25 protein-coding genes, 1 pseudogene and 1 riboswitch are annotated in these 25,026 nt (G+C 68.8%); of the genes and pseudogenes, 11 read left to right on the top strand and 15 right to left on the bottom strand.

The features are described 5' to 3' along the window. The first annotated feature begins 76 nt into the window (after positions 1–76). The 3 genes from ACUYMY_RS15630 (at position 77) to ACUYMY_RS15640 (ending at position 3,382) form a co-directional block, all read left to right on the top strand. Positions 77–751, top strand: coding sequence for a GntR family transcriptional regulator (locus ACUYMY_RS15630; protein WP_481704445.1), 675 nt, complete (start codon positions 77–79; stop codon positions 749–751). Between the two features lie 190 nt (positions 752–941). After that, positions 942–1,994 carry a phosphotransferase gene (locus tag ACUYMY_RS15635; protein ID WP_481704446.1) on the top strand — a complete coding sequence of 351 codons (1,053 nt, stop codon included), beginning with the start codon at positions 942–944 and terminating at the stop codon, positions 1,992–1,994. Positions 1,995–2,023: 29 nt separating this feature from the next. Beyond that, complete coding sequence (locus tag ACUYMY_RS15640) at positions 2,024–3,382, top strand: aspartate aminotransferase family protein (RefSeq protein ID WP_481704447.1); 1,359 nt, start codon at positions 2,024–2,026, stop codon at positions 3,380–3,382. 239 nt (positions 3,383–3,621) lie between these two features. Here ACUYMY_RS15640 and ACUYMY_RS15645 read toward each other — a convergent pair. The 11 genes and pseudogenes from ACUYMY_RS15645 to ACUYMY_RS15695 all read right to left on the bottom strand — a co-directional run. Next, positions 3,622–4,098, bottom strand: a pseudogene (locus ACUYMY_RS15645) (FAD-dependent oxidoreductase); the annotation flags it as partial. Between the two features lie 31 nt (positions 4,099–4,129). Then, a complete protein-coding gene (locus tag ACUYMY_RS15650) occupies positions 4,130–4,915 on the bottom strand; it encodes an amino acid ABC transporter ATP-binding protein (RefSeq protein WP_481704448.1) in 786 nt (261 codons plus the stop codon). Further along, positions 4,912–5,844, bottom strand: coding sequence for an amino acid ABC transporter permease (locus ACUYMY_RS15655; protein WP_481704449.1), 933 nt, complete (start codon positions 5,842–5,844; stop codon positions 4,912–4,914). The genes ACUYMY_RS15650 and ACUYMY_RS15655 overlap by 4 nt, the downstream gene beginning before the upstream one ends. Before the next feature lie 9 nt (positions 5,845–5,853). Beyond that, complete coding sequence (locus tag ACUYMY_RS15660; RefSeq protein ID WP_481704450.1) at positions 5,854–6,777, bottom strand: ABC transporter substrate-binding protein; 924 nt, start codon at positions 6,775–6,777, stop codon at positions 5,854–5,856. Between the two features lie 317 nt (positions 6,778–7,094). Further along, positions 7,095–8,468 carry an MFS transporter gene (locus tag ACUYMY_RS15665; RefSeq protein ID WP_481704451.1) on the bottom strand — a complete coding sequence of 458 codons (1,374 nt, stop codon included), beginning with the start codon at positions 8,466–8,468 and terminating at the stop codon, positions 7,095–7,097. Positions 8,469–8,643: 175 nt separating this feature from the next. Continuing rightward, on the bottom strand, positions 8,644–9,432 hold the full coding sequence (locus ACUYMY_RS15670; protein ID WP_481704452.1) for an SDR family NAD(P)-dependent oxidoreductase: 789 nt from the start codon (positions 9,430–9,432) through the stop codon (positions 8,644–8,646). A gap of 8 nt (positions 9,433–9,440) precedes the next feature. Next, positions 9,441–10,403 (bottom strand): 3-hydroxyacyl-CoA dehydrogenase family protein, encoded by a 963-nt coding sequence (locus tag ACUYMY_RS15675; RefSeq protein ID WP_481704453.1) that lies wholly within the window; start codon positions 10,401–10,403, stop codon positions 9,441–9,443. Further along, positions 10,400–11,344 (bottom strand): sugar phosphate isomerase/epimerase family protein, encoded by a 945-nt coding sequence (locus tag ACUYMY_RS15680; protein ID WP_481704454.1) that lies wholly within the window; start codon positions 11,342–11,344, stop codon positions 10,400–10,402. The genes ACUYMY_RS15675 and ACUYMY_RS15680 overlap by 4 nt, the downstream gene beginning before the upstream one ends. Before the next feature lie 153 nt (positions 11,345–11,497). Further along, a complete protein-coding gene (locus tag ACUYMY_RS15685; protein ID WP_481704455.1) occupies positions 11,498–12,631 on the bottom strand; it encodes a glutamate--cysteine ligase in 1,134 nt (377 codons plus the stop codon). A 63-nt stretch (positions 12,632–12,694) separates the two neighbouring features. Beyond that, positions 12,695–13,027: a branched-chain amino acid transporter permease gene (locus ACUYMY_RS15690; protein WP_481704456.1), complete on the bottom strand. Its 333-nt coding sequence runs from the start codon at positions 13,025–13,027 to the stop codon at positions 12,695–12,697. After that, on the bottom strand, positions 13,020–13,802 hold the full coding sequence (locus ACUYMY_RS15695; RefSeq protein WP_481704457.1) for an AzlC family ABC transporter permease: 783 nt from the start codon (positions 13,800–13,802) through the stop codon (positions 13,020–13,022). Before ACUYMY_RS15695 ends, ACUYMY_RS15690 begins: the two co-directional genes overlap by 8 nt. Positions 13,803–13,882: 80 nt before the next feature. On the opposite strand from ACUYMY_RS15695, the gene ACUYMY_RS15700 reads away from it, so the two are divergent. Next, entirely contained in the window at positions 13,883–14,323 is a 441-nt protein-coding gene (locus tag ACUYMY_RS15700) for an Lrp/AsnC family transcriptional regulator (RefSeq protein ID WP_481704458.1), read from the top strand. Positions 14,324–14,355: 32 nt separating this feature from the next. Here the strand turns inward: ACUYMY_RS15700 and ACUYMY_RS15705 are convergent, their stop codons facing one another. Further along, entirely contained in the window at positions 14,356–14,835 is a 480-nt protein-coding gene (locus ACUYMY_RS15705) for a winged helix-turn-helix transcriptional regulator (protein ID WP_481704459.1), read from the bottom strand. 190 nt (positions 14,836–15,025) lie between these two features. Between ACUYMY_RS15705 and ACUYMY_RS15710 the strand changes: the two genes are divergently transcribed. The 4 genes from ACUYMY_RS15710 to ACUYMY_RS15725 all read left to right on the top strand — a co-directional run bounded on the left by ACUYMY_RS15710 (position 15,026) and on the right by ACUYMY_RS15725 (position 18,208). Continuing rightward, positions 15,026–16,462: an MFS transporter gene (locus ACUYMY_RS15710; protein ID WP_481704460.1), complete on the top strand. Its 1,437-nt coding sequence runs from the start codon at positions 15,026–15,028 to the stop codon at positions 16,460–16,462. 18 nt (positions 16,463–16,480) lie between these two features. Further along, the gene (locus tag ACUYMY_RS15715) at positions 16,481–16,987 is read left to right on the top strand and encodes a carboxymuconolactone decarboxylase family protein (protein ID WP_481704461.1); all 507 of its coding nucleotides are present in this window, start codon (positions 16,481–16,483) and stop codon (positions 16,985–16,987) included. 62 nt (positions 16,988–17,049) lie between these two features. Next, a riboswitch (guanidine-III (ykkC-III) riboswitch) is annotated at positions 17,050–17,116 on the top strand. A gap of 9 nt (positions 17,117–17,125) precedes the next feature. Then, positions 17,126–17,440: a DMT family transporter gene (locus ACUYMY_RS15720; protein ID WP_481704462.1), complete on the top strand. Its 315-nt coding sequence runs from the start codon at positions 17,126–17,128 to the stop codon at positions 17,438–17,440. A 78-nt stretch (positions 17,441–17,518) separates the two neighbouring features. Next, positions 17,519–18,208, top strand: coding sequence for an alpha/beta fold hydrolase (locus tag ACUYMY_RS15725; protein WP_481704463.1), 690 nt, complete (start codon positions 17,519–17,521; stop codon positions 18,206–18,208). A gap of 35 nt (positions 18,209–18,243) precedes the next feature. Here ACUYMY_RS15725 and ACUYMY_RS15730 read toward each other — a convergent pair whose 3' ends face one another. Beyond that, positions 18,244–19,968, bottom strand: a complete 1,725-nt coding sequence (locus tag ACUYMY_RS15730; protein ID WP_481704464.1) for an AfsR/SARP family transcriptional regulator — start codon at positions 19,966–19,968, stop codon at positions 18,244–18,246. A gap of 88 nt (positions 19,969–20,056) precedes the next feature. Here ACUYMY_RS15730 and ACUYMY_RS15735 point away from each other — a divergent pair, with 88 nt between their 5' ends. Further along, positions 20,057–20,713: a peroxiredoxin gene (locus tag ACUYMY_RS15735; RefSeq protein ID WP_481704465.1), complete on the top strand. Its 657-nt coding sequence runs from the start codon at positions 20,057–20,059 to the stop codon at positions 20,711–20,713. A gap of 554 nt (positions 20,714–21,267) precedes the next feature. Here the strand turns inward: ACUYMY_RS15735 and ACUYMY_RS15740 are convergent. Continuing rightward, positions 21,268–22,179, bottom strand: a complete 912-nt coding sequence (locus tag ACUYMY_RS15740; RefSeq protein WP_481704466.1) for an HNH endonuclease — start codon at positions 22,177–22,179, stop codon at positions 21,268–21,270. A 364-nt stretch (positions 22,180–22,543) separates the two neighbouring features. On the opposite strand from ACUYMY_RS15740, the gene ACUYMY_RS15745 reads away from it, so the two are divergent. Beyond that, positions 22,544–22,852, top strand: a complete 309-nt coding sequence (locus ACUYMY_RS15745; protein ID WP_481704467.1) for a hypothetical protein — start codon at positions 22,544–22,546, stop codon at positions 22,850–22,852. Positions 22,853–23,095: 243 nt separating this feature from the next. On the opposite strand, the gene ACUYMY_RS15750 is transcribed toward ACUYMY_RS15745, so the two are convergent. Further along, positions 23,096–23,560 carry a GatB/YqeY domain-containing protein gene (locus tag ACUYMY_RS15750; protein WP_481704468.1) on the bottom strand — a complete coding sequence of 155 codons (465 nt, stop codon included), beginning with the start codon at positions 23,558–23,560 and terminating at the stop codon, positions 23,096–23,098. Between the two features lie 214 nt (positions 23,561–23,774). Between ACUYMY_RS15750 and ACUYMY_RS15755 the strand changes: the two genes are divergently transcribed. Continuing rightward, on the top strand, positions 23,775–25,022 hold the full coding sequence (locus ACUYMY_RS15755; protein WP_481704469.1) for a S8 family serine peptidase: 1,248 nt from the start codon (positions 23,775–23,777) through the stop codon (positions 25,020–25,022). Positions 25,023–25,026: the final 4 nt, after the last annotated feature.

Below are 25,026 nucleotides of genomic sequence, written 5' to 3' on the forward strand. Positions count from 1 at the left end.
CGCGAACACGGCCAAGACTGAAAAGGCGCCTCGAGAGTTGCATAACTGCCCTACTGTTGACGACCTAGAATGAAGCATGGCCCAGCAGATCCAGATCGTACATTCCTCCACAGTGCAGCAGGTTGCCGATGGGCTGACGTCCATGATCTTGGATGGAGTCCTGAAGCCAGGCGAGAGGCTCCGAGAGAGCGTCCTCGCCGAGAACCTCGGCCTCTCGAGGAACACTGTTCGGGAAGCCGTTCGAATCGTTCAGGCTGCAGGCCTCATTCGGCACCGCCCGAACCACGGCGCCATCGTTTGGGACCCCAGCGACGCCGAGATCATGGACGTCTACAACGCTCGGTTCCACTTGGAGACCACAGCCGCCCGCAGCATCTCGGAAGACACCTCTTTGGACGAGGTCCATGCCGCCATGGAGGCGTTCCGAGCTGCCTTGAAGACCGGAGATCCGGCCGAGATCGTCGAGAAGGACCTGGCCATCCATACCGCCATCGTCGGGCTCCTGGGAAGTCAGAAGCTGACGGCGTTCTATCAGCAGTTGATGGTGGAACTGCGGTACTTCATGTTCATTCTCTCGAGCGAACGGCATGAGTACGAGCACCCTGATGAGCTCGAAGCTGAGCACGAGAAGATCGTGGCAGCACTGGAGTCACGCGACCCAGCCTTGGCGGAGCGAGTCGTCGCCGACACCATCGTCGAGTACCGCGACGTGATCCGGCAGATCATCGCCTCGAGGCATGCCGGGAGCTGAGCCCCCACTCACCCTCGACCTTGCCTTCGGCGAGCCCCAACAGTCCGGGCCCCGAAGACGCCCTGCCCGCGGCTGAGGGAGAGGATTGCGGGTCGAGGCGCAAGCTGAAATACTGTTGAGCAGTAGAACACGTGGCGCCTGCCCGTAGCCGACTTGAGCACCTCTCCCTCTACAGCAGGAGACATTGGACATGGACACTAGCGCCGACTCCGACTTCATCAGCATCGTCGCCGCGGAAAGCGGGCTCACAGGGGAGCAGCGCCCGCTCGGGGAACGGGCCGTCCTGGAGCTTCTCGACGTGCACTATGGCCTGAGCGGCCGACTCCATCGGATCCCGACCGAGAAGGACGAGACGTTCCGCTTGGAAGACCAGGGCAGTACGTATCTCGTGAAGCTGTCCTCACCGGACGAGGACCCTGCGCTGGTCAACCTTCAGACTGCCTGCATGGAGCATCTGGAATGGACGGCCCCCGAACTGCCGGTCCAGCGACTGGTCAGGAGCCTCGCCGGCACAGGCGAAGTGGTCGTCCCGGCAGCCGAGGGACCCTATGACCGCGTGCTGCGGGTCATGCGCTTCATGCCCGGCCGCCTGCTCGCCTCGGATGCCCCATCAGCCGACCAGCTGCGTCAGTGCGGTTCGAGCCTTGCGCGCCTGGCCACCGCATTGGAAGGCTTTGACCACCCACGAGCGGACCGCATGCTCATCTGGGACCTCAAGCACTTCCACCGCATGCGGCCACTGCTCGAGTACGTCGAAGAGGCTGAGAAGCGCGCACTTGCCGAGGACATCTTCGATCGGTTCGATGAGACGGTCGTGCCGCTGCTTGACACGTTGAGCTCGCATGTCATCCACGGTGACTTCAGCCCCTTCAACGTTCTGGTCGACCCCGAGGCCTCTCATTATGTAGCGGGGGTTATCGACTTCGGCGACGTGGTGCGTTCGCCGAGGATCTTCGACATCAGCGTCGCCATGGCCAACCAGCTGGGGGCGGATCCGGAGAATCCCTGGGACAGCGCTCTTCCCATCGCAGAGGGTTACCACGGCCTCTGCCCCCTGTCCCCCCAGGAGCTCGGAGCCCTGACCGTATCAGCCCCGGCCCGGCTGCTCCTCCGAGCGCTGATCACCGGCTGGCGCGCGGTCCAGCAGCCCGAGGCCCGCGACTACCTCTTCTCCCACTCGGCAAAGGACTGGGACCGCCTGGCTTCAACGGCCGCGGCACCTGCACCGAGCATCGCATCGTGATCCCCGCTCACCAACCTCCAGGAGGCATCATGAACACCTCTCCTCAGACCTTGCGCAAGCCGTCCAAGCCCATGGTCAACGGATTCGATCCGAGCCGGCTCGACGAGCTCCCGGAACACCTGCAGAAGAGCATCCGACGCCGGGACAAGAGCCTCGGTCCCGGTTACCGGCTCTTCTACGAGACTCCGGTGGAAGTCGTCAGGGGCCAGGGCGTCACCCTGTTCGACAGCGAGGGGAACGAGTACCTCGACGTCTACAACAACGTCCCGTGCGTGGGCCACGCCCACCCGCGCGTCGTGGCGGCCGTCCACGAGCAGATGCAGAAGCTCAACACGAACACCCGCTACGTCCAAGAGTCCATCCTCGACTACTCGGAACAGCTCCTGTCCACGCTGCCCCCAGAGCTGGGCCATGTCATGTACACGTGCACCGGCTCAGAGGCCAACGACCTTGCCATGCGCGTGGCCAAGTACGCCACGGGCAACCAGGGCGTCATCGTCACCTCCGGCGCCTACCATGGCCTGACCGCCGAGGTATCGTCGTTCTCTCCGTCTCTGGGCGTGGGTGTCCCGCTGGGCCCGAACGTCCGGGTCATCACTCCCCCGGACGCTCTGCGCTATGGCCGCGAGGATTCCCTCGAGGACCACCTGCGGGACCAGGTGCGTGCCGCCATCGCCGACCTGCACCGCCACGGCGTCGGACTGGCAGCCTTCATCGCCGACAGCATCTTCTCCTCCGACGGGATCTTCGCCGACCCGGCGGGCTTCCTCCAGCCGATCATCGAAGAAGTCCACGCCGCCGGCGGCCTGTATATCGCGGACGAGGTCCAGCCGGGCTTCGCCCGGACGGGCGAGGCATGGTGGGGCTTCCAGCGCCACGGCATCGTCCCGGACATCGTGACCATGGGCAAGCCCATGGGCAACGGCATCCCGATCGCGGCAGCTGTCTTCAAGCCCGAACTGCTGGTCGAGTTCGGGAAGAACATCCGCTACTTCAACACCTTCGGCGGCAATTCCGTGGCCATCGCCGCGGCCCAGGCGGTCCTGGACGTGATCCGCGAGGAGTCCCTCATGGAGAACTCCTTGAAGGTCGGCGGAAAGATCCTCGGGGAACTGAAGCAGATGACCCAAGGGCTTGACCAGGTTGCCGAGGTTCGCGGAAGCGGCCTGTTCGTAGGCGTCGACATGGTCACCGACCGGACCACGCTGACGCCCGACGGGGACACCGCCTCTCGCATCGTGAATGCCCTCCGGGACCAGCGGATTCTGATCTCCGCCTCAGGGGCGCAGGGCAACGTCCTGAAGCTGCGGCCGCCCATGCCGTTCTCCGTGGACGACGCCGACCGCCTCCTCGAGGCGCTCGACGGCGCCTTCCGCTCCCTGCGCTGACGCTGCGCCAAACGCACGAGGGCCCGATTCTGGTGTAGCACCAGAATCGGGCCCTCTGACGTCATCGACGAAGGCGGTTCCCGTAGTGCCTTCCAGCTACTCAGGGATGCGGCAGCGGCGGTCCCAGTCGCGGTGTAGATCCTGCTGTCTGCGCCCCGGCGGCCGAGCAGCGGGTACCTGGTCGGTCGTAAAGGCGCGCTCGGTCGGCTCTCGAAGGCGCAGAGCTGCTCCCCGGAGGTCACGACGACACCGTCGGCGGTCTCGCGGATGTCGTCCACCCGGGTGTCGGTGAGCACGGTGGCGCCGTTGGCCTGGGCCACGGCGACTGCGGCGGTGATCGCCCGGTCGAGTGCGCCGCGCCCCGCCGCGAGGTCGAAGACCGCGACGTCGTCGGGGCGCAGGCTGTGCTGCGGGTACCGCTCGGCCATCTCCTGCCGGGAGAGGAACTCGTGGGCAACACCGGTCACCTGAGCCGACTCGCGAAGCCGCGAGATGTACGGACCGTTCTCGGTGCAGATGTAGAGCCCGCCGCAGCGCAGGAGGATGTCCTGTCCGGACTCCTGCTCGAGCTCCGCCCACAGGCGCTGGGAGCGCTTCAGGAGCGGGTCGAAGGCCGGGTTGAGGTGAAGCATCCGGAAGAGGCGGATGTCCCCACCCACGGCGCTGCGGCCGTGGGCGGGGACCTTCGCTTCGAAACCGACGACCGAGTAGGTCAGGCGGGAGGCCTGAGCACTTTCTTCATTGTCGTCAGAGAACCTTCTCGAGGAAGGACTGGGTGCGGGCCTCCTGCGGGTTGCCCAGGACCTCGCGGGCGTCGCCGCGTTCGATGATGTAGCCCTCGTCCATGAACACGACCGTGTCGCCGACCTCGCGGGCGAAGCCCATCTCGTGGGTGACCACGACCATGGTCATGCCCGCCTTGGCGAGGTTCTTCATGACGGCGAGGACCTCGCCGACCTTCTCCGGATCCAGCGCGGAGGTGGGCTCGTCGAAGAGGATGATCTCCGGGTCCATGGCCAGGGCCCGGGCGATCGCGACGCGCTGCTGCTGCCCGCCGGAGAGCTGGGCCGGGTAGTGGTCGCCGAAGGCGCCCAGCCCGACGTCGGTCAGGAGCTCCTGGGCGCGCTTGGCAGCGGCCTTCTTGTCCCCGCGCTTGACCAGCACCGGCCCGGCCATGACGTTCTCCCGGGCGGTCATGTTCGGGAACAGGTTGAACGACTGGAACACCATCCCGATCCGGGTCCGCTGCTCGGCGAGCTTCTTCTTGGGAAGGGCGTGGTAGGCGTGCTCGGTCTCGTGGTAGCCGAAGTCCTCGCCGTTGACCCTCAGCACCCCCGAGTCCACGGTCTCGAGGCCGTTGAGGCAGCGCAGCAGGGTGGACTTGCCCGAGCCCGAGGGGCCGATGATGCAGGCGACCTCCCCGCTGGCGATGTCGAGGCTGATGTCCTTCAGGACCGTCTTGTGCCCGAACGACTTCTTCAGGCTCCGGACGTGGATCGTGCCGTCAGGGATGGTGCCGGTGGGGGTGGTCATCGTGCCGCCCCTTCCGGGCTCGTCAGCGCCACACGCTTGGCCTTCCTCGGAAGGGTCGCCGCGGAGCGGTTGTACTTCTGCTCGAGCTTGGACTGGGGGTAGCTCAGCAGCAGGGTCATGACCAGGTACCAGAGGCTGGCCACGATCAGCAGCGGGATGGTCTCGTAGGTGCGGGCGTAGATCAGCTGCGCGCTCTGCAGCAGCTCCGCCACGCCCAGGACGGACACGAGCGAGGTCTCCTTGAACATGCCGATGACCTGGTTGCCCGTGGCCGGGATGATCGAGGGCATCGCCTGCGGGATGATGACCTTCCGCATCCGCATCCCGGCGCTCATGCCCAGGGAGTCCGCGGCCTCGAGCTGGCCCTTGCCCACCGCGGAGAACCCGCCGCGGATGATCTCGGCCATGTAGGCGGCCTCGTTCAGGGTCAGGCCCACCAGGGCCGCCGTGATCGGGCCCATGATCGCGTTCGTGTCCACGGCCACGCCGAGGTCGGTGAACGGGATCCCGATCCGCAGGTCCGGGTACAGGGCGGAGATGTTGAACCAGAAGATCAGCTGCACCAGCACCGGGGTGCCCCGGAACAGCGTGATGTACAGGCTCGCGGCGATCGAGACCGGCTTCACGTGCGAGGAGCGCATGACCGCCAGGGCCAGGCCCAGCAGCGTGCCCAGGGCCATGCTCGCCACGGTGAGGAAGATCGTGAGCATCAGGCCGCGCAGGATGGACTCGGCGAAGAAGTACTTCCCGACCACGCCCCACCTGAAGTTGGGGTTCGTCAGGACCGAGGCCAGGATCCCCAGGCCGAGCAGGATGCTGAACGCCCAGCCCGCGTATTCCGAGGGCGTCCGCAGCCGGATCCGCGGCTTGAGCGCAGAGCCGGACGCGTTCGCCGTGGGCTCGCTTCCGCGAGTGATGGTTTCCAGCATGGACGTCCCCTAGTTGAGCTTGGCGTCGGTGATGGCACCGGCCTCGAGGCCCCAGGTCTTGAGGGCCTCCTTGTACTCCGGGGTCCCCAGGATGGACTGGATCGCAGCCTGCATGGCCGGGACCAGCGGGGAGTCCTTCTTGAGGCCGATCGCCGTCACGTCGCTCGAGCCGACGTTGACCCGGCCGATCACGGTGAAGCTGTCCGGCTGCTGCTTGGCAGCCCAGCCGAGCGAGGTCGTGTCGTAGAGGATGCCGTCGATCCGCTTGGAGGCCAGCTGGGTCAGCGCCTCCTGGATGTTGGGCAGCGTCACGGCGTTGATCGCCGGCTGGCCCTTGGAGGTGCACGTCTGCTCGTTCAGGGCCGGGAGGCGCTTGAGCTGGCCGGTCGAGCCCTGGGTGACGGCGATGTTCTTCCCGCACAGGTTCTCGACGGTGAGGTTCTGCGGGTTCCCGGCCGCCGCGGCCACGGAGGTGCCGGCCTTGAAGTAGTCGATCATGTCCAGGACCTTGAGCCGCTCCTCTGTCTTGGACATGGTGGTTGCGGTGAAGTCGAAGCGGCCGCCGTCCAGGCCCGGGATGATCGTGTCGAACTTCGTGTCCACGAACTTCAGGTCCAGGTCGAGCTTCTTGGCGATGAGCCGGGCGATGTCCGGGTTGAGGCCGATCGGTGTCTGGTTGTCCTCGGCGAGGAAGGTCGTCGGCGGGTAGTGCAGGTCCATCGCGACCGTGAGCTCGCCCTTGTCCTTGTACGACTGCGGCAGGAGACTCACAGCCTTGGCATCGGGCTGGACGCCCTCCGAGATGTCCCGCGTGAGGTTCGTGAGGCTCTCCGACGTTGCCGGGGCGCTGGTGGCCTCGCCGCCGCAGGCACTCAGAGCCAGGATCGCCGCCAGACCTGCCGCAGCGACGTGAACCTTGTTGATCTTCTTCACGGTGCTTCCCTTCGAGTAGCTTCAGCGCTTGAGGTGGACCGGTCCCCGGGGCATGAACCTCTGCGCTGCTTGCTGATGTGACCTGCATCTCGTTGCAAGCCCTGGAGCAATCAAACCGCCACCCTCGCAGATTGTCAACAGTTGAGCAGTAGAACGACAATGCTCTTCAGAATCGACTGAAGGCTCCCGTCCACCCGGACAACGACGCCAAAGCATCCCCGCGGGGCATCCTGAAGGACGATGCCCCTATCGGGAACGGACAGCCGAAAGGCCCCGGTCCACACAGGGACCGGGGCCTCAGCCGCACCAAGCGAGAGCTAGTGCCCCACCGGCGCGTCCTCCTTGGCGAGCAGCTCGTCCGACTTGGCACCCTTGAAGTACCGCGTCGCGAACAGCATGCCCGCCGCCAGGAAGGCGAAGACGCCGAGGGAGACGACGCCCCAGGCGCCCGACGGCGTCGGCACCGCGCCGTTGATGCCCGTGCGCATGATCGGGGCGACGAAGCCGCCGAGGTTGCCGAGCGAGTTGATCAGGCCGATGCCCGCGGCGGCCGCGGAGCCCGTGAGGAACGCCGTCGGGTAGGCCCACGTGATGGGGCCGACGGTCAGGAAGCTCGCGACGGCGAACGTGATGCATGCGATGCCGAGGATCGGCTGGCCGTTCGCCCCGGCCCACGCGGAGCCCAGGATGAAGACGCCCGTGAGGACGTAGCATGCTGTGCCCCACGTGCGGCGGCGCAGCACGGTGTTGGCGGCACGGCCCAGGAAGTAGCAGGCGAAGAGGCCCACGAGCCACGGGATGGCGGAGACCACGCCGACCTCCCAGCCCACCTTCTTGCCCAGGAGCGAGGCGACCTGCTGCGGGAGGTAGAAGGTCGTGCCGTACACGGCGATCTGGAGGCAGAAGTAGATGACCGTGAAGTACCAGACCTTCCAGTTGGCCATCGCGGCCCAGATGCCGCGCGGTCCGTCCTGGCTGCGGAGCGCGTCCTCGGCGGCCATCGCGTCCTGGAGCGCCCTCTTCTGGCTCGCGTCGAGGAACTTGGCATCCTGGGGGCTGTTGGTGAGGAAGTACAAGGCCGCGATGCCGGCCACGACGGCCATCATGCCCTCGACGAAGAACATGACCTGCCAGCCGCGCCACGCGGTCCCCTCGCCCAGGGCGATGAGGCCGCCCGAGAGCGGGGCGCCGAGCATCTGCGAGAACGGCTGCGCGAGGTAGAACAGGGCGAACATCTCGACGCGGACCTTGTTCGGGAACCACGCTGCGAGGTACATGATGACGCCTGGGAAGAGGCCCGCCTCGGTCACGCCGAGGAGGAACCGCAGGACGATGAACATCGTCTCGTCGGTGACGAACGCGAACGCGGCCGCGACGATGCCCCACGTGACGGCGATGCGGGCGAGCCAGAACTTGGCGCCGAACTTCTTCAGGAGCAGGTTCGAGGGGATCTCGAAGATCGCATAGCCGATGAAGAAGATGCCGGCGCCGAGCGCGAAGGCGCCGTCCGAGACGCCGCGGTCCACCTTGAGGGCGGCCTCGGCGAACCCGACGTTCGTGCGGTCCAGGAACGCGACGAAGTACAGGATGATCAGCATCGGCATGAGGTGCTTGGCGGCCTTCTTGATGGCCGTCTTGAGCACAGGATCCATGTCTAGCGTCGGCTTGACACGGGTCTGAGACGTGGTCATGTCCGCTCTCCTTTGAGGGGGATGCCTGGGATGAGGAGGTGAGGGTGGGGATGGGCCCAGAAGACCTAGCCGAGCAGCGCCGGGACGATCTGCGCGAGGCCCACGGCGACGAGGATGAGGCCGACGGCGAGGAAGACGATCCTGCCGACGGACCAGCGGCCTTTCGAGGTGCCCATCAGTGCATGTAGAGGCCGCCGTCGACGTTCAGGGTCTGGCCCGTCACGAAGCCCGCGTCCTCGCTGATGAGGTAGTGGATGGCGGCGGCGATGTCCCGCGGCGTGCCGATGCGCGGCAGCACGCCGTCGGCCGCCATCTTCTCCTTGCGCTCGTCGGTGAGGGTGCCGCCCATGATGTCGGTGTCGATCGGGCCGGGCGAGATCGCGTTGACCGTGACGCCCTGGTGGCCGAGCTCGCGCGCGAGGCTGCGCGTGAAGCCGACGACGCCGGCCTTTGCCGCCGAGTACGCCGTCTTGCTGAACGTCCCGCCTCCGCGCTGGGCGCTCACCGAGGACAGGCTCACCACGCGGCCGACGCCGTTGCGCACCATGGTCTCGACCGCTCGCTTGGTCGTGTGGTGCACGCCGTGCAGGTTGATGTCGATGACGCGGTGCCACTCCTCGGCGGTGACGTCGAGGTAGGGCACGGGCGAGGAGACCCCGGCGAGGTTCACAAGGGCGACGAGCTGCGGGAGCTCGGCCTCGAGCGCGTCGAACGCGGCGCGCACCTGCGCCTCGTCGGCGACGTCCGCCCCGGCGCCGGCGGCCGCGACCCCGTGCTTCTCGGCGATCTCGGCGGCGACCTTCTGCGACGCCTCGGCGTCGAGGTCGAGGATGCCGACGTTCCAGCCGCGCTCGGCCAGGTAGTGGGCGGCGTAGCGGCCGATGCCGCGCGGCGAGGCGGCGCCGGTCAGGATGACGCTGCGGTTCTCGGGGAAGCGGTTCTCGGGGAATTCGGAGGTGGTCATGATGCCTTTCAGTTCTCGGGGTGGATGGGCGCGGGGCCCAGCTCGTCCAGGAGCTTCTTCATCGCGACGTAGGCCCGGTTGCGGTAGGCCACGAGCTCGGGGGTGCGCTCGGCGGGGACGTCGAGGTAGCCCGCCCCGGTCTTGGTGCCGAACTTGCCGGCCTCGACGAGCTCCTTCAGGGACTTGGGGGTCGCGAAGCGCTCGGGCCAGCGGGTCTGCAGGGACGCGTAGCAGAACGAGTAGACGTCCAGGCCGGCCATGTCCGCGATCGCGAAGGGCCCGAAGAACGGCAGGCGGAAGCCGAAGGTGGTCCGCACGATCGTGTCAATGTCCTCGGGCGTCGCGATGCCCTCCTCGACGATCTGGCTCGCCTCGTGGAAGAGCGCGTACTGCAGCCGGTTGAGCACGAAGCCCGTCGCGTCCTTGACCCGCGCGGTCTCCTTCCCCGTCGCGGCGACGATCCGCTCGACGAGCGGGATCACGTCGTCGTCCGTCCCCTCATGCGGGATGAGCTCGACGCCGGGGATGAACGGCGCGGGGTTGGAGAAGTGCACGCCGAGGAAGCGCTCGGGCCGCTCGACGGCCTCGGCGAGCGAGGCGATGAGGATCGTCGAGGTGTTGGAGCCGATAACGGCGTCCGGCCTGGCGGCGGCGCTGATCCGGCGCAGGGTCTCGTGCTTGATCTCGATCTTCTCGGGGACGGCCTCCTCGATGAAGTCGGCGCCCGCGACGGCCTCCTCAATCGAGGCGGCGGGGGTGAGGTTCGCGGCAATGCGCTCGACGGCGTCGGCCGGGAAGAGCCCGTCGGCGGCGAACTCGCGGGCCTCGTCGATCAGGCGCTCGTGGTTCTTGCGGGCGATCTCCTCCGAGACGTCCGCGATCCTCACCGTGGCCCCCGAGAGCGCGAGGACCTGGGCGATCCCGCCGCCCATGTAGCCGGAGCCGATGACGGCGATGGTCAGGTCAGTCATGCTGCGGTTCCTCCCGGGAGCAGGGTGCGGATGTACTTCTGGTTCGTGGCGCACACGCCGAGGCTGTCGCCTCCGTAGTGCTCGGCGAGGATGATGCCGTTGAAGCCGAGGGCCACGGCGTCGCGGAAGACCTGGCGGTAGTTGATGAGGCCCATCTCCATGGTCGAGGGAGCGGAGGTGGCCCAACTGCCGTCGGCGGCCTCGTCGCGTGTGTAGTTCTTCACGTGCCAGTAGTTGGCGTACGGCAGGGTCTTGTCGAAGATGGTGCGCCAGTCCTCGACGGGGCGGTGGAGCCGGATGAGGTTCGCGACGTCCGGGTTGAGGCCCACATTGTCGAGCCCGACGTCCTCGATGAAGCGCACGGCGCTGTCCGCGGTGCCGAGGTAGGTGTCCTCGTACATCTCGAGGGACATGATGAGGCCCACCTCGGCGGCGTGCTTGCCGAGCTCGCGGATGCGGCCGACGGCGGTGTCCCACACCTCGCGGTCGTCCGGGTCCTGCGGGCCCTGCGCGGTCCAGAACCAGAGCGCCCGGCGCTGGGCCTCGCTGAAGGGCTGGTGCAGGCCGGTCGAGAAGACCTGCATGCCCCATTCTGCGGCGGCGTCGATGGTCCGGTGGGCGTACTCGAGGTTGCGCTCCTCGTGCCCGGGCATGATGACGCTCTGCCGCTGGAGGTGGACTGACGGGACGCCGACGCCGTGGGAGGCCGCGATGGCGAGGAACTCGTCCCGGCGGGACGGCTCGAGGTCGGCGGGGCGGACGTGGCTGTCGGCGAGCTCGGCGAGGCTGAAGCCGACGCCGGCAACCTGGGCGAACATGTCGTCCCAGACCTCGGCAGGGGCGTCGTGCATCGCGACGCCCTGGGCGTCGACGGTGCGGAAGCCGTGGAGGCAGGTCGCGATCGGCCAGGTGGCGGCGGTGTAGGCGGGTTCCGTCGGCATGGTGCTCCGTTGCAATTGTCGTTCAGGCCGTCTGTGAGGCGGCTCACGGGAAAGATCCTATAGGAAATATAGTGGAGGTCAAGCGCAGACGAAGAGGAGTAAGCAGGGCACGAAAAAGCCGACCCCACGAGGGGTCGGCTCTACCTACTGGGATTACGCAAGGCGCGCCATGCCCGAGGAGGGCCGGCCGCCGTCGTCCCACCCGCCGTCGTGCGCGTGGGTGGCCGCGACCGCGGCGGCGACGACGTCGGCCATTCCCCCGCCGCCGAGGGCGGCCTCGCGCTGGACGCGCTCCCCCGACCCGCGGGCGAGCAGGGCCTCGAGCGCCGCGGTCGCCGCGGCGAGCTCGCCCGAGTCGCGCAGCGCGTCCTCGATGTGCGCCATGAACGCGGCAATGGCGTCGGCTGCGGGGACGGGCCGGAGCTCGGCCGGGTGGACGAGGACGCCGTTGAGCCCGGAGCGGCTGGCCCGCCACGAGGCGAGCCGCACGATCGGCGTCGGGCTCCCGAGGGGGTCGATGCCCTGCCCTGCCTCGCGGGCGGCGGTCTCGACGAGGCCGCGCACGAGGACCGCGATCAGCGCGGAGTCGGCGGCGTTGAGGCAGACGTCGGCCACGCGGGTCTCGACCGTGGGGTTGTTGCGCGAGAGGCGCGCGTCGAAGTACATCATGCCCTCGTCGAAGATCCCGCCCGTGCCGATGAGGTCCGCCACGAGCGCCCGGTAGGCGGCCTCGGTGCCCAGCACGTCCAGGGGACCGGACGTGGGCCAGCGGTTCCACGCCTGCGTGCGGAAGCTCGCATAGCCGGTGTTGGCCCCGTGCCAGAACGGGGAGTTGGCGCTGAGCGCGATGAGCAGGGGCAGCCAGTCGCGGATGCGGTCGAGGATCTCCACGCCCTCCTGCGGCGACTCGATCGCGACGTGCACATGGAGCCCGCACGTGAGCTGCTCGGTGGAGGTGATGCGGAACTGCTCGGCCAGCGCGATGTAGCGCTCCCCCGGGCTCAGGTGCGTGGCAGCGCTGCGGGGCGACGTGGCGAGGGCGGCGATGCGGGCGCCGACCTGGCGCGCGGCGCGGTCGACGGCGTGGCGCCCCTGGTGGAGCTGGCCGAGGATCTCCTCGTGGGTCAGGCACGGGGACGTCTGGATCTCGATCTGCTCGAGCTTGAACTCGTGCGTGGCGTCCTGCGGCCGGCCCATGATCGCGAGCATGCGCTCGGCGAGTGCAAGGGGCTCCCCACTCGTGGGATCCACGATGAGCAGTTCCTCTTCCACGCCGAAGGTCCGCATGGGCGCCATTGTGTCAGGTGGGGACGGGAGTGGCACGTGGGGCGCAGGGGATGCAGCTCTCGGCTACGGCAGAGGCACGGCATTCGCGAGCACAAGGCACACGCCCGTCCCCGCGGCGATGCTCACGACGGCGTTGCGCCGCCACACGTGCACCCCGACCGTCGCGGCGACGCCGGCGATCTGGGGGATGCCGTGGCCGTGGCCCCCGAGGTCGATGGCGAAGACGCAGGACGCCGCCAGGATCGCGACGGCGCCGAGCGGCATCCAGCGGCCCAGGTCGGCGAGGAAGGCAGAGTCCTTCAGGAAGCCGACCATGAGGAACGGCAGCGCGCGCAAGCCCACGGTGATGGCGACGGCGGCCACGAGCGCCGTGAGGAGGTACCCGAGGTCAGGCATGATGAGCCGCCTCGAGGGGCCGCTCGGGCACGACGGCGGCGCGCCCGACGGCGTCCGGCTCGCCGAAGCTGGGCCCGTCCTGCGCGCGGCGGCGCGCGAGGCGGTGGCGGACGACGAGCGCCGCCGTGAACGCACCCATGGCCGCGAGGAGCATCGACCCGGGCGCGAGGGCCTGCGCGGCGGCGGCCGTGCCGACCGCGAGGCCAAGGGTCGTCCAGTCGCGGCTCTCGCGGACGGCGTCGACCGTGAGGACGGTGAAGAGGGCCGTGAGGACGAAGTCCATCCCCTCGAGGCCGGCCAGCAGCGTCGAGCCCACGAGGCCGCCGGCGAGCGCGCCGAGCGCCCACGAGGCGTGCAGCCCGGCCTGGGTCCACAGGATCCGGCGGCTCGAGAGCGCGGCCGGGTCCTTCGCCGTCGTGAGCGCGTAGGCCTCGTCGCACAGCGCGAAGACGCTGTACGCCTTCCCGAGTCGGCCCGTGACCCGGTGCAGCGGGAACGTGAGCCCATAGAAGAGGTGCCGGGAGTTGACGAGGAAGGTCGTCAGCGCGATGGCCCCGATCGGCGCCCCGGCGGCGAGCATGCCCACGAGGATGAACTCGACCGAGCCGGCGAACAGCGCCGCCGAGAGGACCGGGGCGACCCACCACGCGAAGCCGTAGCCCGTCGCGAGGACGCCGAAGCCGATGCCGAGGGCGAAGAGCCCCGCCCAGATGACGCCGGCGTCGCCCGCCGCGGCGGCGAGGTGAGGCGCCCGGCGCCCCCTGCTGATTCCCATACAGCAAGGGTAGGAAAATCATCGAGCACTTTGATTGCCACTTCTTGCACTCTTATCGAAGCAGGCGCAATCATCAAGGGGTGGATTCCCTCGACCGAGCAATTCTTGACCACCTCCAGGAGGACGGCCGCCTGACCAACCAGGAGCTGGCCGCCCGCGTGGGCCTCACGCCGGCCCCCTGCCTGCGCCGCGTGCGGCGCCTCGAGGCGGACGGCGTCATCACCGGCTACACGGCGACGGTGGATCCGGCGGCCCTCGGCCGCGGCTTCGAGGTCATCATCCACGCCGAGCTCGTGGCCAAGGACCTCCCCACGGTCGAGTCCTTCGAGCGGCGGCTCGCGGCGATGGACGAGGTGGCCGAACTGCGACGCATGTTCGGCATCCCCGACTACGTGATCCGGGTCCAGACGGCCGATTCCGAGGCGTACGAGCGCTGGCTCACGACCCAGCTCCTCGGCGACCCGGCGATCGCCCGCGTGGACTCGCGCATCACGATGAAGCTGCTCAAGCTCCGCCGATAGGGCGGGCAGCACCGGGCCTGGCGCGAGAATCGTCAGGCGATGCGGATCAGGCCCGGCCCGGCGACGATGTCGGTCTCGTCGTTCCCGACGGCGTGCCCCCGCTCGCACTCCAGGGCGAGCCGCACGGGGGCACCGCAGTCGCGGTGGACGGCGAAGACGGGGGGCCCGGCCTCGTCGCTAGCCCATTTGTCACCCCAGAGCCGCAGCGCGGTGAGGGCCGGCAGCAGCTCCCTGCCCTTCTGCGTCAGCTGGTATTCGTGCCGCGTGCGCTTGCCCGGCTCGCGGTAGGGCACGCGCTCCAGGAGCTCCGCCTGAACGAGGGCGCGCAGGCGCGATGCGATGGCCGGCTCGCCGACGCCGACCCGTTCCACGAACTCCTCGAAGCGGCGCGTGCCCAGGAAGGCCTCGCGCAGGATCAGCATCGCCGATCTGTTGCCCACGATATCGAGGGCATGGGCAATGCTGCAGTTCTGCATCGACCATGTCTGCCGCGCCTCCCGAAGATCAGCCATGCATCGATGGTAACTCCTGACTTGTGTAGATGTAAGTCAGGTGCTCCAATGGAGGGGCTGGCTTATGTTTCTGAAAGTCAGATCCACTGGAGGAAGGACGGCGGCCATGGACCGGCTGACCACGGCAGAACCCGAACGCCACGACATGGCTGGACGGGAGATGACAACGGGACGGGCTGCGAGACCTCCCGTGGCCGCCTTGGGCGGGAGGCTGCGCCGCGGCGCCCCGGCACCCACCGTGATTGCCATGGGGCTCGGGGCGATGATCACCTTCCTGCAGATCACCGCCTCGGTGACCGCGCTCGACACGATCCAGACGCAACTCGGCGTCGATGCCCTGACCCTGGTGTGGATTCCGAGCGCGTACACGCTGATGGTGGCGAGCCTCGTCCTGTCTGCAGCAGCGCTGGGCGGCCGCTTCGGCCGCCGCCGGCTCTTCCTCGTGGGGGTGGGCGCCATGGTGGCCGGGGCCGCGGTCATCGCCGTTGCGGGATCCGCCGCGGCCGTCATCGCCGGGCAGCTTGTGTGCGGAGGCGGAGGGGCATTGATCCTGGCGAACAGCCTCGCCATCCTCGGAACGATGTTCACCGACCCGCACCGGCGGACCGAGGTCATCACCGGATGGGCGGCCGCCTCCGGGGTCGGCCTGGCCATAGGGCCCGTCCTGGCCGGAGCCCTGCTCCAGGCCGCGGACTGGCACGCGGTGTACTTCTCGACGGCTGTGCTCGGCCTGATCACGCTGGGAGCGACCCTGCCCTGGGTCGCCGAGTCCCGCGCCCCGGGGGTCCGCGTCGACGTGCCGGGCCTGGTGCTCGGCACGATCACGATGGCGGCCTCCGTGTTCGCTCTCATCGAGGGCGGCAGGAACGGCCACGGCAGCCCCGTGGTCATGGCGGCGTGGGTGGTCGCGGCGGCCGCCCTGGCGGCCTTCCTCGTCGTCGAGACCAGGGTCGCCCAGCCGATGCTGGACGTGCGGCTGTTCCGCTCCCCGTCGTTCAGCACCGTCATGCTGGTCGCGGCCGTGTCCCTGTTCGGCTTCACCGGAGTGGCGGTCATCGTGGTGCTGCTCCTGCAGAAGGCGCAGGGCCTGACCCCGCTCGAGGCAGGGTTCCGAATGCTGGCGATGCTGGGCGCCTATGTCGTGGTAGCGGCCTGCGTGGGGCCCGTAATCCGGAGGACCGGCTTCAAGGCTCCCCTTGCAGGAGGTCTAGCGGCCGCGGGCATCGCAGCTCTCGCCCTGGCCGGGCAGGATCCCCTGGCGGGGTTCGCGACGCAGTCGCCGCTGTTCGTGCTCTTCGGGGCCGGAGTCGGCCTCGTTGCCGCACCGGCGACCGCTGCAGCCCTGGCTAGCGTCAGCCCCAGCGAAGCCGGCATGGCCTCCGGCGCGGTCAACGCCGCCCGCCAGCTCGGCTCCGTCCTCGGAGTCTCGGTGCTCGGAACCCTGGCGACCACGGCGATGCTCTCCGAAGTGCAGGCGGGAGAGGCACCGGCATACGCCCTCGGGACAGGGGTCCATGCGGGACTTCTCGTCACGGGAATCCTGTTCCTCGTCGTCGCCCTCGTCGCCCTCGCCCTCGTCCGCAACCGCCCTCACGCAGCCCTCTCCACGACAGAAAATCCCCTCTAGAAGAACGGAAGACAAGCCATGACCGGACACCAGCGAGTGGACATCTCCCGGCAAGACCCCGCCACCTACAAGGCTCTGATCACCCTGTCGGCTCTGGCCGAGGCGAGCGCGGCCGAAGCAGGGCTCGACCCCCTCCTGGTCGAGCTGGTCAAGCTGCGGGCGTCGCAGATCAACGGCTGCGCCTTCTGCCTCAGGCTCCACACCCGCGATGCCCTGATGAAGGGCGAAACCACAGACCGACTCGCCGTCCTGTCGGCCTGGGCAGAGACCGGATACTTCTCCGACCGGGAACGTGCGGCCCTTCGCCTTACCGAGGCCGTCACCCGCGTTCAGGACGGCCACGTCAGCGACGAGGATTACTCCGCGGCAACCGCAGTGCTGACGGACGAGCAGATCTCAGCGGTCGCCTGGCTGGCCACGGTGATGAACGCCTTCAACCGCGTCGCCATCACCAGCCGCTACACGGTGGCCGGACCCGTCGCCGCGGCCGCCTCCCCTGCCGCCGCGGTCCTGGCCGCAGGCTGACCCGGGAGTTCGGCACGCCTCGACCTCGTGGGGGTATTCTCAGCCGCCGCGATACCGTAGACATTGGGCCCGGGCCACGGGCTCCCGGACGAGGGGTGCCGTACCCGGAACGCGACAAGACGGCCCATGGAGGCTGTCATGTCCTGGATCGTCCTTGTCCTCTCCGGCGTCCTCGAGGCGGTGTGGGCCACGGCCCTTGGCAAGTCGGAGGGGCTCACCCGGCTCTGGCCCACCGTCGTGTTCTTCGTGGCGATCCTCGCGAGCATGGCGGGCCTCGGGTTCGCCATGCGGGAGCTCCCCGTGGGGACCTCCTACGCCGTGTGGGTCGGGATCGGAGCCGTGCTCACCGTCGTGTACGCGATGGCCACCGGCGACGAGGCCGTCTCTGGGCTCAAGGTGCTATTCCTCGCGATGATCGTCGGCGGCATCGTGGGGCTCAAGGCGATCCACTGAGTCAGCGGGTGCTGGGACCGTTCGACGGGCTGGGCCGGCTGGTTCCAGCTGGGGGCACGTAAGGCTAGCATCCATCGCATGACCACTCCCCTTCTGCTGCTCTCCGGCGCCGGGCTCCCGGACTGGATCTGGAACGACGTCCGAGACAACGTGGCCGTCCCCTCGATCGTGGCCCCGCGGCCGTCCGCAGGCCGCGGCACCGTGACGGACTACGCGCAGGCGGCGCTGGACGCCGCGCCCGAGGGGCAGTTCCTCCTCGTGGCCCACTCGGCGGGCGGGGTGATCGCGAGCGAGCTCGCCCGCCTCGCCGGGGCCGGGCGGCTCGCGGGGGTGCTGGCCATCGCCGCGGTCGTCCCGGCCAGCGGCGCCTCCTTCACGTCCTCGCTCCCGTTCCCGCAGAAGGTGGTCCTCCCGCTCGTCCTGCGCGTCGCGGGGACCCGCCCGCCCGAGAGCGCGATCCGCAAGGGCCTCGCGGCCGGTCTGGACGAGGCCACGACGCGCCGGCTCATCGCCGACATGAGCCCGGAGCCCCGCGGCTACTTCACGACGCGGGCCGCATCGAACGATGCCCTGCTCGCCGTCCCCGCGCGCGGCTATATCGTCACGACGGACGACGCCGAGCTGCCGGCCGCGCTGCAGCGGCGCTTCGCCGCCCGGCTCGGCTCGTCGCAGACCACCGAGATCACGGGCGGTCATCTGCCCATGCTGAACAACCCCGAAGCGGTGATCGACGCCGTCAGCAGTCTGAGGGGCAGCATCCGGGCGTGAGGCGACGGGCCGGGCCGGCTAGTTCCAGCTGAGGGTCACCTGAAGCCCCGGTGAGACGTTGCGCTCGTCGCCGGCAACGGTCTCCGTTCCGCTCGGGCCAGGCAGCGCAGCTGGTCCTGGCGTCTCCCGAGCTCGGCGAAGCTGGCTGCCGCCTCGCGGAACAGGGCGGTGGCCTGATCGTCGTGGCCCTCGGCCCGGCGGAGGACGCCGCGTGCCTCCCACAGCGCGACGTGCCACGGCCCGCCGGGCCACAGGCCGGCGAGCTGCTCGGCTCTTGCCAGCCGACGGCGGGCAGCGTCGAGCCTCCCTGCCAGGGCGTAGCCTGTCGCCGCAGCGACGTTAAAGCCCATCGAGCAGGGCGGACAGACACTCTTGCCGGCCAGGGCTGCGTCCGCTCGCTCGATGGTCCGGACTGCCTGCACTGGAGACGTGGCCGCCCCGACGAGCACGCAGTACAGGCGCACCACGAGGTGCGGCTCGAGCCACGTGGACGCGGCGGCAGCCAGCGCGCGTGTCGCTTCCCGTGCGGCCGCCTCGGGTCGATCCTGCAGGAGATCGAGCTCGGCCAGCCGCTGTCGCGTGAGGATCTCCCCGGCCTTGGCCCCAGCGCGCAGGTGCAGCCCGAGCGCGGACTCGAGCCGGCTCCGCGCGTCGTCGAGCTCGCCGGAGAACAGTGCCGCCTCACCCAGCAGGAGGTCTGCCATAGCCCCGCCGTGAACCGAGCCGGCCCGCGCGGCGATGGTGCGCAGCCGCGCCGCCCGCTGCATGATGTCCCGGTGCCCCCCGGGCCCGCACAGGCAGTATTCGGCAAGGCACAGCTGCGCATCGAGCGCCTCGCCGGAATGCGGGGAGTCGTGCTGGGTGAACTCCACGAACTCGGCCTCGAACAGCTCAGGCCAGCGGTTCTGCATATTGGCCGCGATCCCGAGCACCGCGCTGGACTCGCCGATCTCCCGGCCCATGTTCGCCGCGAAGGCCAGTTCACGTGCCTGCCGGGCGGAGGACGACGCCTCGGCGAGGTCCCCGCTGTTGAGCGCGATGAGCGCCCGCGCGAGCAGCGACCGCACCTGATTCTCCGTGCGCCGGCTGTCCTCCGCGATCGCCTGCTCGTAGACCGCGAGCGTCTCCGCGCCCGGTCCCACCCCCAGGTCGGCTCGCAGGCCCCGGCAGAGCCGCTCGAACTGGCGGACCGCGCCCTGGCGGTCGCCGGCCTCGAGCGCCCGGACCATGAGCGCGCGGACTGCCTCCTCGTCGGTCGGGTCCTCGGTGACGACATCGTCCCATCGGCCCGCTGCCTTGAGCAGGCGCAGGTACAGCGTCCGCAGCCGGTCGCGGGGCCCCTCGGCCCAGACGGCGAATCGGTCGGCGGGAAGCAGCTCGCCCCGGTACAGCGCGAGCGCCTCGTCGACCCCGGTCGATGAGGCGAGGGCGGCCCGCCCCTCCGCCTCGAAGCGGGCCGCGTCGATCGAGACCTCGGCGTCGGGGAGCAGCATCAGGAGGTCGCCGCGTGTCTGGACGGCGTCCGAGGAGCCCAGGGCAGCGCGGGCGAAGTGGATCGCCTTGCGGAGGTTCGAGGCGGCGGCCTGCGCGCTGAGGTCAGGCCAGAGCAGGTCTGCCAGGGCGTCCCGATGCATCCGGCGCCCGTCCGCGAGGGCGAGGATCTTCACGAGCCCTGCGACCTTGGTCCGCTTCCACGCGTCGTCGGGACCGCCCGGCCGTCGTGGGCGACCCGGAACGAGCCCAGCAAGACGATGAGCCACGCCGCCACGCCTTGAGGCTAGGCAGGGAACGGTCAGGGAACAAGGCCTCCCTACCGTGAGAACTGCAGGACACAACAAGGAGGAAACGATGGGACTGCAACTGGGTGAGACCGCACCCGACTTCTCGGCCAGGACCACTGAGGGCGAGATCCGCTTCCACGACTGGCTCGGCGACTCGTGGGGGGTCCTGTTCTCGCACCCCAAGGACTTCACCCCGGTCTGCACGACCGAGCTCGGCTACATGGCCAAGATCAAGCCCGAATTCGATCGGCGCGGCGTCAAGATCATGGGCCTCTCCGTGGACTCGACGACGGACCACGAGCGGTGGGCTGCCGACATCGAGGAGACGCAGGGGGCCCGCCCCAACTACCCCGTGATCGGCGACGACGACTTCGCCGTGGCGAAGCTCTACGGCATGCTCCCGGCGGCCACGGCCGGGGACGCCAAGGCCCGCACGCCCGCGGACAACCAGACCGTGCGCAACGTGTTCGTGATCGGGCCGGACAAGAAGGTCAAACTCATCCTCGTCTATCCCATGACGACCGGCCGGAACTTCGACGAGGTGCTCCGCGTCATCGACTCGCTGCAGCTCACGGCGAAGCACCGCGTGGCGACGCCGGTCAACTGGAAGCAGGGCGAGGACGTCATCATCGCCGGCTCGGTCAAGAACGACGAGGCCCGCGAGATCTTCGGCGAGTGGAAGGAGCCCAAGCCGTACATCCGGATCGTCCCCCAGCCGGCATGACGGCGGACTGGATCAGGCGCGTGCAGGACCTCGGCAATGCCGAGGCCCTTCACCTGTGGGGACGGTCCGCCTAGACCTTCTCGGCGACCACCGGCTCGGGTGAGCCGACGGACGACGGCGGGGGCTCGCCGTCGTGCGCGGCCTCGCCGTCCCGCCTGGTCGAACGGCAAGCCGATGGGCGCGGGGAAGGAGCCCCTGCACGGCTCGGTGACGACGAGCCTGTCGTTCTCGAGCCGGCGCAGGGCCTCGCGGATGGGCGTGCGGCCCATCCGCATCTCCTTGGAGAGCTAGGACTCGTTGATCGACCCGTTAAGGCGGGTGTCGAGCATGAGGACGCGGTCAGAGATCACCCTGTAGTCGATGTCCACCAACGACTCCACGGCCCGGCCGCCCCTTTCTCGGTCGTGTCGGCTGTCTCACTACATGCGAGCGGACGACGGCGGGCGGCGGCTTTGGCTTTCGTGCTCAAGAGGGCATCGGGCTGGAAGAGCCGGTGCAACTTCCGTGTTTGGCGACCGAATTCATGCAGGATGGGCTTAAACGAGCGGACGAGGCTACCCAGCGATGTATGCCTCCCAAGCCATCTCGAGAAGGTCCCGCCTCGGACGCTTCATTCTCGATCGAGGAACAGACATGAGGCGCCGCCCGTGCATTTCCTGCAGGCCATGCCGCAACATTGGCCCATCTATTTCTCGAAGCAAGTCCGACCGAATATCAATGATGAGATCCGGCCGAATCCCAAGGAGTCGCGAATCAAATGCCGCGTGATGAATCTTGCACATTGCCATTCCATTCACAACGGACGCAATGCCTGCCTCCTCGCGGTCCGGCACGATGTGAGCGGCATCCAAGAGAGGTGGATGCCCTAGATTGCAAACAGCGCACCGCTGGTTGTACGCGATAAGGACCTGCGAGCGGAAGATCCCTTGAAAAAGCCTGTACCTCGTCCGTACGTCGAGATACCTGCGCAGGTGTTCCTCCACGAGGCTCTCGGAACCAAGCGCAGCTGCGTCTCCGCTCACCAAGAACTGGTGATTCTCGGGCTCCTCACCTACCACAAAAATCGGAAAGTACGGCTGAAACAACCCTTTGGCGATTCCGACAAACCAAATCAAGGGAACACCCTGCTCCATGGCAGAACGAAGGGCGCGGTTTGTTGCCTCGGCAGGGTCTGTTCCATTCCACTTGTATCTGAGCAGAACGTCCTCGTCATACACGCCATCGTCATAGGGGCGCTCAGCGCCTGCTGGCCGAAAGGTCGTGGTTATCGAGAGTGCAGCACTAAACCCTGACGGTTTCCAGATCCCCTTAACCCGGTCTTTCAGCGGGAGCGGCTCTCCGGCTAGCCGAAAATCCCGAAGCTCGGCCCAGGTGACAGCTCCAGCACCGTCATGCGTTCGAGCTGCAAGCCACTCCATGATCTGAGCGCGAATAACGTCCTCAGGAATGCCGAACCTCGGAATCACTCCCCCAGGGTATGCCCAGGAGTCGAGCAACCAACGCAAACCACGGAAGCGTGGACGCACGTGGCGTACTCAAGTTCGCGACGAGATCCTACGGGACAACGACGGAGGGCCGGGCCGCTTGGACTCGAGGAAGCAGAGGGCCCCCGCGGGAGGGCAGACGGGTGGCGCCATGCCCCGGGATTCAGCCATAGTCCACGATCCCTGCAAGGAAAGTAGCGCGGATGAGCCATGACGTCGCGCCTCAGCCGCGCCGCCCCATGACCCTCGCCTAGTTGCTCGACGCCAGGTGGGCCCCGCGGAGTCTTCGCCAGCGCCCCGGGCGGCGGTAATGTGATTTACATCACATCAGCACGCGGAGGCAGCGATGGCACGGTTCCTCATCACCTATCACGGGATGGCGTACCCCGACACCGAATACGCCACGTCCAGCCGCAAGGCCTTCCGCGCATGGGCCAACGAGGCCCTGGGCGATGCCCTGGTCGATTTCGGTGCGCCCCTCCTGCAGTCCGGGCAGCTCGCGTCCGGCCAGCCGACCGACGCGGTCGAGATCGACGGCTACTCGATCATCCGGGCTCGCTCGTATTCCGAGGCCCGCGCCCTGCTGCGGGACCACCCCTTCGTCAAGGAAGGCGGCACGATCCAGATCAACGAGTGCATGGAGGTCGACGCCTGAACTAGCGTGGGCGGCATTTCGCCAACGCCGGCACGCTGGGCGCCGTCCCGGGAAAGCGCGACGAGCTCGTCGCCCACCTCTCCCTTGGGCGGACGGGGCACCCGCCGTCGGGCTTCCGGACGAGCCGGGGAACAGGCATGTTCCCACTGCGACACCGGTGCCGAACCGCGAGGCAGTGGCAAGGAACCGCTTGTCTCGCAGGGAAGGACCGGCCTCGCGGCGAGACCGGTCCTTCCCTGCGAGCTACCTGAGCCGCGCCCGGACGATCTCGCTGACCGCCTTGCCGTCGAAGCGACCCGAGACCTCGGCGGTGACGGGCTTCATGACGGCGCCCATCTGCCGCATCGTCGGCTCCTGGCCCTCAGCCCGGAGCCCGGCGATGACGCGGTCCACGATCTCCTCGACCTCGGCCCGGGTCAGCGGCTGCGGCAGATAGGCTTCGATGACCTCGGCCTCGGCGATCTCCGCCGCGGCGCGGTCGGCCTCGCCCGCCTTCATGTAGATGTCCGCGGTCTCGCGGCGCTTCGTCGCCTCCTTCTGGAGGAGGGCGGTGACCTGCGCGTCGTCGAGGGCCACGGGCTCCTTGCCCGACTTCTCCCTCGTCTCGATCTCGCCGAGGACGTTGCGGACGGTGCCGAGCGCGGTCCGGTCCCCCGACTTCATGTGCGTGACCAGGTCGGCGTGGAGGCGTTCCTTGAGCGTGGACATGTGCGCACCTTCTTCCGTTTCTAGGATCGTAGGCCGCGGGCGCCCGAGCGTGCACCGGCACACCCGCAGATCGCGCTCTGCCCCGGCCCGCCGACGTCGGACGCGTCGCCGCCTCTCCACCCCGGCGGCATCTGCCGGGTACGATCGGCGCACGCCCGCCGCGGACCGCACGTCCCAGCGGGCCTCGGCAGCCGCGCAGCAAGGGAGCACGACGATGAGAAGAGCAATCTGGGCCAGTCTCGCAGCGGTGGTCTTGGGGCTCACCCCGCTCACCCTGGCCCCGGCGGCGGGCGCGGCGACGCCGCCGGACATCGTCGAGGGGCAGATCCTCGTCAAGTTCCGCGACGACGGCGCGCGGGCGGGCGTGCTGCGCCAGCATGGGCTCAGCGACGGCCCGGGCATCGGGAGCACCGGCGCCCGGCTCATCACGGTACCGGCTGGCCGCGAGCTCCGGCTCGTCGAGGCACTCGGCAAGAACCCCGCCGTCGAGTACGCCGAGCCGGACGCGGTCGCGACGGCCCTGACGGACGACCAGTACTTCTCGCGCCAGTACGCGCTGCAGAACGACGGCCAGTCCTTCACCAACACCGAGGGCACCATCACCGTCGCCGGTGGCACCCGGGAGGCGGACGTCGACGCCGTCGAGGCCTGGGGCGTCACCATGGGCGGCGGGACGAGGGTCGCCGTCCTCGACACCGGCGTCGACCTCGACCACGAGGACATCACGTCCCAAGTGGTGGGCCGCCACAACCTCAGCACGTCGAACACGCAGGACGACCTCTACGGCCACGGCACCCACGTCGCCGGGATCGTCGCCGCCAAGGCCAACAACGGGGTCGGCGTCGCGGGCGTGTGCCCGGCGTGCACGATCCTCGACGTCAAGGTCCTCAACGACAGTGGCTCCGGCTCGTCGTCGACCATCGCCCGGGGCATCGACTGGGCCGTCGCGAACGGCGCGAAGGTCATCAACATGAGCCTCGGCATGCGGGTCTCGTCCGCCACCCTCGAGGCCGCCGTCAACAACGCGTGGAGCAAGGGCGCCGTGCTCGTCGCAGCCGCCGGCAATGCCGGCACGCAGGCCAAGATCTACCCGGGCGCCTACCCCAACGTCATCGCCGTCGCCGCGACCGACAACACGAACGCGAAGGCCTCCTTCTCGAGCTACGGCGCCAAGTGGGTGGACATCGCGGCCCCGGGGGTCAGCGTCTACTCGACCTTCCCGAACCACGCGTTCGCCTTGGGAGACGCCAACGACCGCTCGCAGGCCTACGACATCGCGAGCGGCACCTCGATGGCCTCGCCGGTCGTGGCCGCCACCGCCGCCCTCGCCTGGAGCGCCCACCCGGTCTACAGCAACGCGTCGGTCCGCGCGAAGGTGGAGTCCTCCGCCGACGAGTCGATCAAGGGCACCGGCACGTACTGGGCGAACGGCCTCGTGAACGCCGCCGGCGCCGTCAGCTAGCCCG

It is taken from the genome of Sinomonas sp. T428B (genome assembly GCF_056780155.1).